General features: G+C 43.3%; 7 protein-coding genes. 6 read left to right on the top strand and 1 reads right to left on the bottom strand.

The annotated features are described in order from the left end of the window. Positions 1 to 43: 43 nt before the first annotated feature. On the bottom strand, positions 44 to 973 hold the full coding sequence (locus M2419_RS25390; protein ID WP_259255857.1) for a metallophosphoesterase: 930 nt from the start codon (positions 971 to 973) through the stop codon (positions 44 to 46). A gap of 316 nt (positions 974 to 1,289) precedes the next feature. On the opposite strand from M2419_RS25390, the gene M2419_RS25385 reads away from it, so the two are divergent. The 6 genes from M2419_RS25385 to M2419_RS25360 all read left to right on the top strand — a co-directional run bounded on the left by M2419_RS25385 (position 1,290) and on the right by M2419_RS25360 (position 14,851). Then, on the top strand, positions 1,290 to 1,604 hold the full coding sequence (locus M2419_RS25385; protein ID WP_259255851.1) for a hypothetical protein: 315 nt from the start codon (positions 1,290 to 1,292) through the stop codon (positions 1,602 to 1,604). Between the two features lie 249 nt (positions 1,605 to 1,853). After that, a complete protein-coding gene (locus tag M2419_RS25380) occupies positions 1,854 to 2,444 on the top strand; it encodes a YdeI family protein (RefSeq protein ID WP_259255848.1) in 591 nt (196 codons plus the stop codon). A 542-nt stretch (positions 2,445 to 2,986) separates the two neighbouring features. Beyond that, the gene (locus M2419_RS25375; protein ID WP_259255847.1) at positions 2,987 to 6,997 is read left to right on the top strand and encodes a two-component regulator propeller domain-containing protein; all 4,011 of its coding nucleotides are present in this window, start codon (positions 2,987 to 2,989) and stop codon (positions 6,995 to 6,997) included. A 182-nt stretch (positions 6,998 to 7,179) separates the two neighbouring features. Then, positions 7,180 to 10,044, top strand: coding sequence for a TIM-barrel domain-containing protein (locus M2419_RS25370; RefSeq protein ID WP_259255846.1), 2,865 nt, complete (start codon positions 7,180 to 7,182; stop codon positions 10,042 to 10,044). A gap of 28 nt (positions 10,045 to 10,072) precedes the next feature. After that, positions 10,073 to 13,210 carry a TonB-dependent receptor gene (locus tag M2419_RS25365; protein ID WP_259255845.1) on the top strand — a complete coding sequence of 1,046 codons (3,138 nt, stop codon included), beginning with the start codon at positions 10,073 to 10,075 and terminating at the stop codon, positions 13,208 to 13,210. Positions 13,211 to 13,222: 12 nt separating this feature from the next. Continuing rightward, positions 13,223 to 14,851 (top strand): RagB/SusD family nutrient uptake outer membrane protein, encoded by a 1,629-nt coding sequence (locus M2419_RS25360; protein WP_259255844.1) that lies wholly within the window; start codon positions 13,223 to 13,225, stop codon positions 14,849 to 14,851. The last annotated feature ends 17 nt before the right edge of the window (positions 14,852 to 14,868 follow it).

Here is a 14,868-nt window from a genome sequence, read left to right as displayed (position 1 = left end):
TAAATCTCATTTATGGTGAGTTTATTAATCACCCGATTGAGCCCTATTTGGATGATAATTTAAAAACTCTTGAACTGAGTCTACCCTGGCCTTTGATTTTGATTTCTTTCGGATAGAGTTCCAAAAGTCCATAGGCGTTGCTGGTAGCTGTTTCGATCATACCTTCCATGGTTACAAAAGGAATATTATTTGCCATTACATAATTGCCTTTATGATTATGACCGGAAAGTACCAGCTTAACTTCGGGGAATTTGTATAGTATATCAAGAACCGCCTGGTTATTGAGTGTTTCATAGCCGTTTTCTGGCAATAAAGGATGATGTGTCAATACGATCACATGCTCTTTGTTTTTCCGCGCTTGGGCAAGTTCGTTTTGTAACCATTCGAGTTGTTTACGGTCAACTCCGCCATTCCAGGGTTGCGTATTTTTCCTTCCGCTTGTCTGTAGGCTATCCGCCAGGGTTTTCCATTCACGTTGGTCTGCTGAATTGGGCGTTGTGGCATATTCACTGAGCGCATTCGTATTTAAGAAAACAAATCGCCATTTCCCTTTTGTAAATGCGTAGTATTTAGCTGGCATCCCAAAAGTAGTGTGCAAAAGATCTGGTTTGGATACGTTGACATAGTCGTGGTTTCCAAGTAGACAATAAGTCGGTTTTTTTAAAGGGGAGAGATGTTTTAACAGTATAGTTAGATCTTTTGGACCTTCGTCGACAAGATCGCCAAGAATCAATGAAAAATCGACCTTATTGCGATTGAAGAAGTCTACAGCCGTATCGACCTTCATTAACGAATTGTGGTAGAAACGGCTACCGTGGTCTGTTTTGTCTGCGTATTGCATATCGGCCATGATACCGATACGGAGGACCGGTGTGTTGGATTGTGCCATGCTGAATAAGCCGGGTAAAGAGCAGATGACGAATATGGAAAGAAACTTCCATTCCCGTTTGATTTTTAAGCCAATCTGTTTCATTTTTTTAGCGTTTTAAAATATGTTGCTATAAGAATATATTAGTCCGTATTCCGGTAATGTTGTTTTTACTGTCTGTTTAGTCTATTTTTTGAGCTGCCGTTCTGGGTAATTGATTATAATGTTATCACGAGTATACTGAGAATAAGTTAGAGATTCAAGTAAATTGAATACACAAACGTTTGTGTAAATTGATGGATCGCTAACGAATTATAAATGATTGCCAACACTTATAAACTATCGATTTTTTAGCTATTGTAATACTGTAAATTGGCGATTGTGGTGTTTAACGAATAAAAGGTTTAGGTATATAGATCATATGGAATTGAATCGTGCAATAACAATTATTCTGCTTACTTGTTATGGTATTTTGGTGCCAATTTATCTCGGAATTATACTTCCCGAATATTGGGCTTGTCGGAAATGTATTTATGAGGGGGCTATGGGCACTGATATATGGGGAAACTCAGTACAGTGTTTTGGCGACAGTAAAGTGTTTGGTGAAGCTATTTTCCAGTTTTCGTCTTTTCTGGTCTCGGGATTAACTTCTGTGTTGATTGTAATTTTTTTAAGGGCTTATTATTTGAAACGAAATGCAAAAATAAATACGTATGATAAAGAAAATCCTGATTAGCTTGACTTTAATTACCATTATTGGCTGTTGCTGGTTTTTTTACGCTATTCGACGCTATCGACTTGGCGCCTACGAAAAATAATCATTTGGCAAGTGAGGAAAAATGGGAAATAGAGCAGCGGGCTGATATTGTCTATAGGACAAGCTGGTCGTTGTTGTGCAAAACATGGATGACTAGTATTCAAAAAAAACGTATTTTCACAATAGACAAATTTTATCCATACCAGTAAGGACTAAAAAACTATATCAATGATCAAACAGAATTTGGCGGAGAGAGTCACTATTTACGTGAATACAAAAGAAGAGTGGCGATTTTGGCTTGAGAACAATCATCACATAGCACAATCAATTTGGGTGATCTGTAATACTAAAAAATCAAATTTACCGGTGGTCAACTGGACAGAACTTGTGGATGAAGCATTGTGTTTTGGTTGGATTGATAGCACGAGGAGGCCGATTGATGATACTTCGTTTATGCAGTTATTTAGCCGAAGAAAACCCAATAGTACCTGGTCTAAAATTAACAAAGAAAAAGTTAAAAAACTAATCGATGCGAATCTGATGACTCCAGCGGGGCATGAGGTCATAAAAATAGCACAAGAAAATGGTTCTTGGTCAATTTTGGACAGTGTGGAAGAATTAATTATTCCCCAGGATTTGGATGAAGCATTTCAACATTACGCTGGTTCAAAAGATTATTTTCTTGGATTGAGTAAATCCGTCAAAAAAATGATGTTGCAATGGATTGTTCTCGCCAAAAGACCAGATACCCGCAAAAAACGCATTGATGAGATTGCCGCAAGAGCAGCAGAAAAAGACAGGCCTAAGCAATTTCAGTAAGTTTCCAGTATTTTGAACTGCTATTTCGAGCGGTAAATAAAGAATTTTTAGTCAGATCTAAACATCTGGTTTTAGCAATTCTATTGCCTGATAGGGCTGTTTGAATAGTGCTATTTTCATGGCTATTTAATAGCAATCTTTTGGAAGCGCTTCATTGTAAAACTGATCTTCAATTTTTCCTACAAAACGTATTAATTAATTTATACCAGTTCTACTATTAGTAGGGGTTTAACAGGGGGATAACAGGGGGTTAACAGGGGTATAACAGGGGTAAACCCTTGTTAACCCCTAGCTATATCCCTGTAAAAATGGTATTATTCCGATTTAACTTACGAACATGATCGCAATGTGGTAACATGGTTAGGGGGATAAAGAATAGTTGTCTCAATAATGCCATTTTTTATATTGGAAATATGATAAGAGGTGATAGTGCGTGTTGTATAATGATTAAACGATCAAAAGACCATGTTAAAGCTTATATGAATAGCAACTTGATTTGCTGTATTTGCTCAATTTTTGTATCATTGGGGAGATGATAACCAATGCAGCAGCTTAAGTCTTTTTTTTACGCGTATCTCCAACTCTTTCTTTTCCTTTTCTTAGGGCAATCTTCCGTTTGGAGCCAGGTCAATACGTATGCGTTTAAAACCTTAACTTCTGACCAGGGCCTGGTCCATAATCATGTCAATTGCGCACTCAGGGATAAGTACAACTACCTCTGGTTTGGTACCGAATCTGGCCTGAGCCGATTTGATGGGGCGCAATTCACAAATTTTCGCTATTCTGCCAATAAACGTACCGGGCTGAGTGGAAATTCGATTTCCGCGATCTTTGAGGGACCAGAAGGCAATGTATGGATCCGTACCAGCAACCGGATGAATGTGTATGATCAGTATTCAGGCATTATCGTCCAGCAGCTTGATTCCATACTGACCCGCTTAAAGTTGCCCGTCAAAGACGTACATACGATAAGACAGCTGGAAGGGCAGACCTTTGCACTATTGTATAGCGATCGTTCGCTGATCTTGTACGATAGCTTAAAGAAAACCTATCGTACTGTACCGCCGTTGACCAAGAACAACCGAATCGCCGATGTGATAGCTGGGCAAGGCCACACGATCTGGGTAATCTACGAAAATGGCCTGCTGAGCCACATTGATACGAAATCACTGCGAAGTACCAAAACTAGCTTATTGCCGATCAGCAATAAGCTGGTAAATTATAATCTATTTGCCGATCAGGACGGGGCCATATGGATCTTCTCAAAGGATATTCCAATCGGTGTATACTGGCTTGACCCGAAAGATGGATCAATTCAACATCTCCAAAAAGAACTATCCAATCCTTTTGTAGGCAATATCGTTCAAGATGATAAAGGGCATCTCTGGCTAGGAACTGACCATGGTGGGATCAATGTTTATGATAAAAAAACAAAAAGTGTACAAATCATCGGTAACGATAAATATGATTTACGAAGCCTACCTTACAATAGCATAACGGCTTTATATCGGGATAAGTCAGGTATTATCTGGACGGGAACATACAAAGGCGGCATCAGTTATTATCATCCCAACTTGTTATTATTCTCCTTAGTCAAGAACTATCCTGGACTTCCCAAATCACTTCCCTTTGACGACGTCAATAAGTTTGTACAGGATCGAAAGGGTAATCTCTGGATTGGGACAAATGGTGGGGGATTGCTCTATTATGATATCAGTCAGAAAACCTTTACGCAATACCTGCATGATCCTCAGGATCCCAATAGTTTGAGCAGCAACGTGATTGTTTCCTTATTGCTGGATGCGGAAGACAGGCTGTGGATAGGAACTTATCGAGGTGGTATGTGTCGATTTGACGGCAAAAGTTTTAAGGTTTTCCACCGTGACTCGGCCCCCGGTAAATTGAATGACGATAGTGTATGGGAGATCTATGAAGATAGTCAACATCGGTTCTGGATAGGAACGCTAAGTACCGGCCTGTACCTGTTTGATAAAAAAACAGAACAGTTTTCGAAAACATATACACGGCAGGGCCAAACAATCAACAGCAATTATATCTCTGTCTTATTTGAGGATTCAAAAAAACGTCTCTGGATCGGCACAGCTACAGGATTGGCACTGTTGACACCCGACGAGAAGATTACCTATATCAATACATCTAGTTCGCCTATGAAACTCATGAATGATTTAATTTATGATATCAAAGAGGACAAAACTGGTCGTATTTGGGTAGCGACACAAGAGGGACTGCATGTAATCGATGGTGCGAAAATAAGCTATCTTACACAGCAAGATGGGCTTAGCGACGATGCAATCCTGGCACTCTTGGTCGATGATCAAGGTGATGTTTGGGCTTCCACAAACAAAGGCCTGTCGGCGATTGTCGGTACAGGGCAGGCAGAGAAGTTTATCATCCGCAATTTTACGCAGGAATTGGGCCTTCAGGGGAATGTATTCAATGAAAACGCTGCTTTAAAAATGCGGGACGGAAGACTTGTCTTTGGTGGGCCAAAGGGGTTCAATTTTATTGATCCTGCGAAAATTAGCCGCGAAAGTGAACTGATCTTGCCGCTTTTGTCCAATCTCTATTTATTTAACAAGCGGGTAGCCGTCGGTGAGGAATTTTCGGGCCGGGTCATTTACGATCAAGCCCTGAATGATCTTAAGGAACTGAGGCTTCCGTACAACCTCAATGCCATTTCGCTGGAGTTCTCAACCTTTGACTACCTACAGCAACATAATGGACTCTACCAATATCAGCTTGCTGGTCTAAGTGATGAATGGTTTGATTTTGAACCGGGAACCATGCGGGCCAGTTTTACCAATCTGGACACCCGCAGCTACAGTTTGTATATTCGGCATGCTATCGATTCAAGTAGCTGGTCAGATGGTGTACTACTTTTGACAATCGATATACAGCCACCGTTTTGGCGCTCAACAATGGCCTTTCTTTTTTATGCCGGTTTGATACTAGTCGTCCTATGGGCTTATTTTTATTTGACAAAACTGCGTGTCAGGACGCGTAATCAACTTTACCTCGCTCAGCAACAAGCTGCACAGGCAAAGGAAATGGATGCGTTGAAAACACGTTTCTTTACCAATATAAGTCATGAATTCAGGACTCCGATCAGCTTGATTCTAACTCCAGCACAGCAGCTGCTGGATGAAGAACAGCATCCAGAAAAAAAAGCCGACCTAAACTTAATCAAGAAGAATGCAGACCGCCTGCTTAAATTGGTCAATCAGCTGCTGGACTTTAGAAAATTGGAGAAAAGTGAACTTGAACTGAACGAAGAGTATGGGGATCTCATGGGATTTATCCGCGAACAGCTCGATGCCTTTGCAGTAATGGCTCAAAGCAATCAGATCTCGCTGCAGGTCAATATCGCTCCAGACACATATCTGTCCTGGTTTGACAAAAACAAATTGGAAAGCATTATTTTCAATCTGATGTCAAATGCGGTCAAATTTAGCCCAGTATCCGGCATTGTGGCATTCAATGCCGAAATCACTGAACAAGAAAAAGGAAAGATACTGTGTATTGACGTTCAAAATCAGGGTATAGCGATTCCCGAAAATTTACAAGCCCGCGTTTTTGAACGTTACATACAACTGGATGTGCCAAATGGAAAACTGAATCAGGGTACAGGCATCGGGCTTTCTATTGTCAAAGACTATGTCGAATTCTTGAGTGGAACTATCAGGCTGAGTAGCAATGCGCACTGGACGACATTTAATGTTCAGTTGCCTATAAATAAGGCCGTAGCGAGCGCCGATCCCGTCGAAAGCAGTAAGCAGGATAAACCCGCTATTTTATTGGTGGAAGATGATATTGACTTCCTTCATTACTTGGAGCGAACCCTGAGTTCGGTCTACCTAATTCACGCTGCACAAAGTATTAATGATGCAAAATTGATCCTAAGCAAGCATCAGGTCGATCTTGTCATCACGGATCTCAGCCTGCCTGGAGAGAGCGGACTGGATTTTTGCCACTTTATAAAAGCCCAGGCTAAGTTGGTTCATATCCCTGTGCTGATTGTAACTGCGGTAGTCAATCAGAAGATTGAACTGGAGGCCTTACAGGCAGGTGCAACAGATTATATCAACAAACCTTTTAATATCAGTCTACTGCGTTCAAAGTTGGCGCAGATACTCCATCAGCAGCAGACGTTGGTAAAACGGTATAAAAAACAGATCAACGTTAATCTGGCGCAGCCCGATATCGTATCTGCTGATGAACAGTTTATCCGTGTGTTGGTAAAGGAAATTGAACAGGATCTCAGTGACTCTTCGCTTTCTGTCGAACTGCTAGCCAAAAGAATGAACCTCACCCGCGTAGGGCTTTATAAAAAGGTGCTTGCCATCACAGGCTATTCACCGATGGAATACATCCGACATATACGGCTCAAACGTGCCATGCATCTGGTTCAGAACTCGAAATTATCGATGGCTGAAATTGCTTATGAAGTAGGATTCGGAAATCCGAAACAATTCAGCAAATATTTTAAATCTGCATTTGGCAACCTGCCTTCTTTTTATCGAAAAAGCTTGTAAATAAGTGGGTTATCGATAGTGTTTCCCGCGAGTATTCCCGCATAAGTTAACAAAATAACCCCTAAAAGTTAACAAAACATACCCCTTATACAACCGGTTGCATTCTATATTTGATCTGTTCTTTCAATAGGAAAGGACGTGTAATAACCAAGGGAATATAATAACCAATAAATCTTATTTAAATGCGCAACTTAACGTACGCTTTAAGTGGTTTGATGCTCTTCGCAATCGTGCAGCAGGGATTTAGCCAAGCCAATAAAGCTCATTATGAAAAAATGCCTTCTGGTATTAAGGTCAGCTTCAAAAATTCGGAGACCTCCATTGATCAGGATATTTATTTGGATGTCGTGACCGACAAGATTGTGCGTGTCACAGCTGTTCCGGCTGGTGCAGCCTTACCAGGACAAACAAGCTTAGTGATCGTCGATTCACTGCGCCGGCAAGTAAAATCACTCGCGGTAAGCTCGACCGACTCGACGGTAAATGTACAAACGGCCAATATGCAGGCAGTGGTTTCTTTGATGAATGGTAAAGTGGAATTTTTTGATCTTAAGGGGCAATCCATCTTTAAAGAAGCAAAGCGGAATTCCAGTTCTTTCTTAGCCAATAGTTATCAAGGTGATGCATTTTATCACATTAACCAAGACTTTATTGTCAATGCGGAAGAAGGGATCTATGGACTCGGCCAACATCAGAATGCGGTGATGAATTATAACCGCGGAAAACAGGTTTCGCTGCTGCAATATAATACAGAAATCGGAATACCCTTTTTACTGTCTACCAATAACTATGGTATTTTATGGCACAATTACTCCATTACAAAAGCGGGCGACGTGAGGCCATTATTACCCCTAAATGCTTTTAAGCTGCAGTCAAAAGAAGGTGAACCGGGTTGGCTCACAGCAACCTATGTAAATCGGAACAAGGGCGAAGAGATTTATCTATCCCGGCCGGAATCAATCATTGACTATGGCTACCTAACAGATCAGCACAAGTTTCCAAAGGGCGTAAATCTGGCCGAAAGCAAAGTCATCTATGCCGGAAGTTTCTCTTCGCCCTACACAGGCAAACATGTGCTGCATTTTAAATATTCGGGTTATATGAAAGTCTGGATTGATGGGGAGCTGGTCGCTGACCGCTGGCGGCAATCCTGGAATGCAGGTACCTTTGAAATTGAGAGAGACCTTCAGAAAGATAAGATCCACCAGATCCGAATGGAATGGATACCAGATGGAGGGGAATCTTATTTTACCTTAAACTGGCAGAGCCCTATCCCAGAAGCGCGTAAAAACGTATTTTCCTTTAATTCGGAAGCTGGCGATGCCATTGATTATTACTTTGTTCAGGGCGCATCAATGGATGAGGTCATTGCAGGTTATCGCCACTTGTCCGGCAAGGCACCGATTATGCCGCTTTGGAGCTTCGGATTTTGGCAGAGCAGAGAACGCTATAAAACGCAAGCGGAAATTGAAGCGGTCGCAGCTGAATTTCGCAAACGTAAGATTCCAATCGACAATATTGTGCAGGATTGGTCTTACTGGGCTGAAAATGACTGGGGGAGCCAGAAATTTGATGTAAAGCGTTTCCCAGATCCTCAAGCCATGGTGAAGAAGCTGCATGATCAGCACTTTAAGATCATGATTTCGGCCTGGCCCAAAATCAATGAAGAGTCTTCCGTATACCAAGAATTTAAGGCTAACAAATGGATCTATCCACGAAATATTTATGATGGCAGAAAAGACTGGATCGGAAAGGGCTATACCTCGACATTTTATGATCCTTTCAACAAAGCGGCCCGCGACGGGTTCTGGAAATTGTTGGACAACAACCTGTTCAAAATTGGGATCGATGCCTGGTGGATGGATGCCAGCGAACCAGATATTCACTCCAATATTGATCTGGATGAGCGTAAATCGGTTTTTCAGCCGAGTATAGGGTCATCTGTTCGCTATTATAATGCGTTCCCTTTGCAAAATGCCAAGGGTATCTATGAGGGCCAGCGTGAAACAGATCCTAACAAACGGGTATTTATTCTGACGCGATCTTTTTTTGCAGGGCAGCAGCGCTATGCGGCGGCGGCCTGGAGCGGCGATATTGCTTCGAGATGGCATGACATGAAAGATCAGATTGCTGGTGGTATCAATTTCTCGATGTCCGGGACACCTTATTGGACAATGGACGCGGGTGGCTTTTTGGTTGAAAATAGGTTTCACAAACCTAATGCGGCAGACTTGGAGGAGTGGCGCGAGCTAAATAGCCGCTGGTACCAATACGGGGCATTCTTGCCTTTGTTCAGGGCGCATGGACAATATCCCTACCGCGAGCCGTATAATATCGCTCCTGTGGATCATCCGGCCTATAAAAGCATGACCTATGCGATCAATCTACGGTATAAATTACTGGCCTATAATTATAGTCTTGCCGCGAAGACTTTTTTTGAAGACTATTCGATGATACGTGGACTTGCCATGGATTTCCCGCAGGATAAAGATGGATTCGACAGTAACGACCAATATCTTTGGGGACCATCCTTGCTCATCAGTCCAGTCACTGAAAAAGGAGCGACCTCACGCAAGATACACTTTCCAAAAGGAGCCAGCTGGTATGATCTATACAGTGGTAAGATGGTAGCAGGCGGGCAGGATATGCTTATTGCAGCACCATACGAACGTATCCCTGTTTATGTCAGAGCCGGAGCAATAGTGCCCATTGGACCTGTCATGCAGTATACGGCCGAGAGAAAGCCGGATGTGCTGGATCTTTATATCTATGCCGGAGCAGACGGTCAGTTTTCACTCTATGAAGACGAAGGGAGCAATTATAATTATGAAAAAGGGAAATATAGCCGCATTGATTTCAGCTATGACAATTCTGCACAGATACTGTCTTTGGCCAGCCGTCAGGGAGATTTCGACGGCATGCTGACCAAAAGAAAGTTCAATATCATTTTTGTCAGCGACAGGAATGCCGTCGGACTGGATGTTTCATCAGCAAAATCTACAGTGGTAACCTATACAGGCAAAGCCTTGCAGGTCAAATTAAAATAATAAAAAACCAATTTATAAATCAAGACATATGATAAGCAAACAATTGTTGAGCAGGGGCATAGCGGTCGTTGTTATGACCAGCGTGACCTCTTTGGTCTGGGCACAATCCTTCACCGGATCGGTTGTTTCGGCTGATTCAGGATTGCCGATCGGGGGCGCGAGTATCAGCGTAAAGAATCGGAAGATTTCAACGAGCAGCGATGAATCGGGCAAGTTTTCTATTGCAGCCAGCACAGGGACTGTATTGACCATTACTTACGTAGGGTACAAAACGGAGGAAGTTAAAATTACTGGTCCCAATATGGTGATCCGCCTACAGCCGCAAGCTTCCGATCTCGAAGAGGTGGTGGTCATTGGCTACGGTGTACAAAAGAAAAAACTGAATACAGGAGCCAATTTGAAGGTGGAGGGTGAAGAACTGCAGAAACGCAATCAATTGAACCCGCTGCAGTCGCTTCAGGGACAAGCACCGGGTGTATCCATTACATCAACTTCCGGTCAGCCGGGAGCAGATATGAAGGTCGTCGTCCGCGGGCTGGGAACAATCGGTAATTCGGGGCCCTTGTATGTCATCGACGGCGTTCCGGGAGGGGATATTTCGGTCTTGAATGCGGCCGATATCCAATCTATCGACGTACTGAAAGACGCAGCTTCGGCCGCCATCTATGGTTCGCAGGCTGCCAATGGGGTTATCCTGGTCACCACTAAAATGGGGGCTGCGGGAAAAAATGTGCTGTCGTTTGATGGCTATACGGGTATTCAGAACGTTTCGCGTAAAGCAAAATTGCTGGATGCAGATCAGTACAAGCTGATCATGAATGAGCAATCGCTGAATTCGGGGGCCGCGCTGATTGATTTTAACGGCATGGACGGTCTGGCCAATACCAATTGGATGGATTACATGTTCAAGGATAATGCAAAAATGGACAATTACAATGTTGCCCTGACCGGCGGCAATGAAAAATCCACCTACGCCTTATCGATGAACTATATTGGTCAGGAGGGGATTGTAGGCGGCAAAGACGTTTCCAACTATCAGCGCTATGGTTTACGTACGAATTCGGAACATAAACTCTTTGATAACTTTGTGAAAATAGGTCAGCACCTCAACTTTAACTACATCAAAAATCGAGGCATCAGTGTCGGGAATCAGTACAGCAATACGCTGCGCGGTGCGTTTGCCACTTCGCCCTTGTCACCAGTGTATTCGGACAATGGCTTGTACGGAAGTCCTTTCAATGATACCTCCAATTCACCTTGGTACAATGGGGACAGCAATCCATATGGGGTGATGATGACCAATTCGAACAACGCCAATGATGGCCAAAAATTATTGGCCGATATCTTTGCGGAAATCGAACCAATCAAAGGCCTAAAGGTCCGGTCATTGCTGGGATTTAACTATTATGCTTCAGAATACAGAAGTTTTACGCCCTTATACCGCTTCTCCATCTACACCTACAACCAAGATCATACAACAACCTCGCAGAACATGAGCAAAGGTCATACGCTGACCTGGACAAATACCGCTTCTTATGACTTTGATATCAATACGGATCATCGCTTTTCGGCCATGGTCGGTATGGAATCGCTACGTTACCAGGGAACTTACCTTTCGGGGTCCAACTGGAATCTGCTTTCGCAGTTCAATGATTTTGCACATGCTTACCTGGACAATACTACAGGCCAGGCACACCTGGATGAAAAAGGAAACGTCGTCGAAACGCGTACGGTGTCTGGAAAACCTGAGAACATCACCCGTAGGGTCTCGTACTTTGGACGGCTGGGCTACAATTATAAGGAAAAGTACCTGTTGAATGCTACATTGCGTGCAGATGGATCCTCTAAATTTTCGCGCAGCAACCGCTGGGGATATTTCCCTTCGGTATCGGCAGGCTGGGTAATTTCTTCGGAAGAGTTTTTTAAAGAACATTTAGCGGCTGTAAACTTCTTTAAACTCCGTGCTTCATGGGGGCAAGTGGGTAATCAGGATATCGCTGATTTTCAATATGCGGCCCCCATCAGTACCTCAACAGGCATTACATCGTCCAACCCCGGCGCACATTATGTCTTTGGGACGAGCAACAATAATATCGCTGGGGCTTATCCGAGCCGCTTATCCAATCCGAATCTGACCTGGGAAACTTCCGAACAGACCAATATCGGATTTGATGCCAAATTTGCGAACAGCCGTCTGGATGTTGTTGCCGACTTTTATGTCAAAAAGACGAAAAACTGGCTGGTTACAGCGCCTGTTTTGGCGACAACCGGAACGTTGCCCCCTTTTATCAATGGCGGCGACGTGAAGAATACAGGGGTGGAACTGGGACTAAATTGGGCGGATAAGATCAATGAAGTCAAGTATCGCCTTGGGGTAAATGGAGCCTATAACAAAAATAAGGTGGGACAGATACCAACTGAAGATGGTATTATCCACGGACAGACAGCCATGTTATACGATAACTCGGAAGAATTTTACCGTGCCGCAAACGGCCTACCCATTGGCTACTTCTGGGGCTATAAAACAGACGGGCTATTCCAGAACCAAGCCGAGATCGACGCCTGGAAAACAGCCGGGAAAGGTATCCTTCAAGCGGATGTAAAACCGGGCGACGTGAAATATGTAGATCAGAATAACGATGGTATTATCAATGCCTCGGATAAGACAAATCTGGGCGTGGGCATGCCTAATTTTACCTATGGATTTAATATTGGACTGGATTATAAAGGATTTGATTTCTCGGTGAATGCCTATGGTTCCCTTGGAAACAAAATTGTACAGTCCTACCGCAATCACGCCAATAAACAAGCAAACTATACCACACGAATATTAGACCGATGGACCGGAGAAGGTACTTCCAATACAATCCCCCGTGTTACGGAAACTAATGTCAATTGGCAGTTTTCAGACCTTTATATTCAGGATGGAGACTTTCTTCGGATCAGCAATGTGACCTTAGGTTACGATCTGTCGAAGCTGATCAAATGGAAGTATGCTAATCAGATCCGGTTCTACGTACAAGGTCAAAATCTGTTCACGTTCACCAAATATGATGGGATGGATCCCGAGATCGGCTATGGAACAGATGGTTGGGTATCGGGCATCGACCTAGGTTACTATCCAAGACCAAGGACTGTATTATTTGGCCTAAATGTTAAATTCTAAACACAAGAAATCATGAAAAAAACGAGCTATATCTATCATTCCATGTTATTTGGATCCTTAATCTTAGGATCATGTTCATCCAGTTTTTTGGATGTCGAACCGATGACAAGCGTTTTGGAAAGCAATTTTTATAAAACCGTAGCCGATGCTGACATGGCTCTGGTCGGCTGTTATGATGGTTATCAACGGACGACCTCCAATGGGAGCCAGTCTTTCTATCTGACAGCAGAGGTGGCCGCCGACAATTGTTTTGGTGGAACAGGTACAACAGACAGTCGCTCATTTCAGGCAATAGACCGTTTTGATATTGCGCAGTCCCAATCGGACAATAATATCTTTGATGGTACCTGGTCTGATTACTACGCGGGAATTTTTCGCTGCAATACCCTTTTGGGAAAATTGGACGGTACTGATTTTTCAGGCAACACAACAGCGCGGGCACGTATCGAAGGGGAAACGAAATTCCTGCGGGCCACCATGTACTTTGATCTCGTCCGTCTATTCGAAAACATCCCTTTGCTAACGAGCCCAACCAATGAGAATATTCCACAGTCGGACCCCAAAGCGATTTATCAACTGATTGTTTCAGACCTTAAATTTGCGGCTACCAATATCCCAGCAACAGCTTACCCCAAATCAGCTGCGGCAACCAATGATGGTCGGGCAACTCCATTTGCTGCTAAAGCGCTACTGGCCCGTGTTTATCTATTTTATGCAGGCTATTATGGCGGCGAAGATATCGGTGTCTCCAAAGCCGAAGCCCTGGCGGGACTGGAAGAGGTTATCAACAGTGGCCAGTTTGCGCTGGTGGCTGATTTTAAAAATCTGTGGCCGGCAGCGAGTTATATCCCCAATGCAAGCAATAATACGCTAGATATATCCAAATATGCCGGTAAGGGAAATGGTGAGGTTGTATTTGCACAGAAATTCAACAATACATCGAACTACAACGGTTATGTTGATGGCAACCGCTGGGTCGTCTTTCTGGGCTTGCGCGGTAAAAATTGGTCGCCTTATGGCCAAGGATGGGGGGCATGTACGGTAAGCAAAAAGTTCTTCAATGAGTTTGACAACATGGATACACGCAAAACTGCCTCAATTATTGATATCGATGGCGAGAATATCACGGGATTTGACCTGAAAGACCAGCGTGAGTATACAGGTTACACCATAAAAAAATACGCCCCCACAGCATTGCCGGACGGCACCACCAATACCGGAGGGGATAAGGATATGCAACTGTCCCAAGACCAGGATTACTTTGTCATCCGCTATGCTGATGTCTTGCTTATGGCGGCAGAACTCGGTTCCGCAAACGCACAGAAATACTTTGACGAGGTAAGGAAAAGAGCTTACAAGGCCAATTTTGTGCCGCTAGCAGTTTCAAAAAACAATATTCTGAAGGAAAGAAAATTTGAATTTGCATTTGAAGGTATCCGCTATTGGGATGTATTGCGGCAGGGGCTGAATAACGCCGCCGCTACACTGGAAACAACCGAAGATGTGCTCAGTGGATCTGTGCCGGAGAAGGTCACTGTGACTAAAGAGCGTTTTTTGACAACGAAAGGATTTATGCAAATACCCAACAAGCAGATTACCTTATCCAATGGTGTACTGAAACAAAATGCTGGATGGAACTAAACACAGGTATACTAGGA

It is taken from the genome of Sphingobacterium sp. BIGb0116 (assembly GCF_024808035.1).
Taxonomy (GTDB): Bacteria; Bacteroidota; Bacteroidia; order Sphingobacteriales; family Sphingobacteriaceae; genus Sphingobacterium; species Sphingobacterium paramultivorum.
The sequence above is the reverse complement of the archived record's forward strand: the minus strand, read 5'-3'. Positions and strand labels throughout refer to the sequence as shown.

Bases quoted from the DNA above. Each gene is read 5' to 3' on its own strand.
- M2419_RS25385 (WP_259255851.1), top strand. From the start codon at position 1,290: ATGGAATTGAATCGTGCAATAACAATTATTCTGCTTACTTGTTATGGT.
- M2419_RS25390 (WP_259255857.1), bottom strand. From the start codon at position 973: ATGAAACAGATTGGCTTAAAAATCAAACGGGAATGGAAGTTTCTTTCC.
- M2419_RS25375 (WP_259255847.1), top strand. From the start codon at position 2,987: ATGCAGCAGCTTAAGTCTTTTTTTTACGCGTATCTCCAACTCTTTCTT.
- M2419_RS25360 (WP_259255844.1), top strand. From the start codon at position 13,223: ATGAAAAAAACGAGCTATATCTATCATTCCATGTTATTTGGATCCTTA.
- M2419_RS25380 (WP_259255848.1), top strand. From the start codon at position 1,854: ATGATCAAACAGAATTTGGCGGAGAGAGTCACTATTTACGTGAATACA.
- M2419_RS25365 (WP_259255845.1), top strand. From the start codon at position 10,073: ATGATAAGCAAACAATTGTTGAGCAGGGGCATAGCGGTCGTTGTTATG.
- M2419_RS25370 (WP_259255846.1), top strand. From the start codon at position 7,180: ATGCGCAACTTAACGTACGCTTTAAGTGGTTTGATGCTCTTCGCAATC.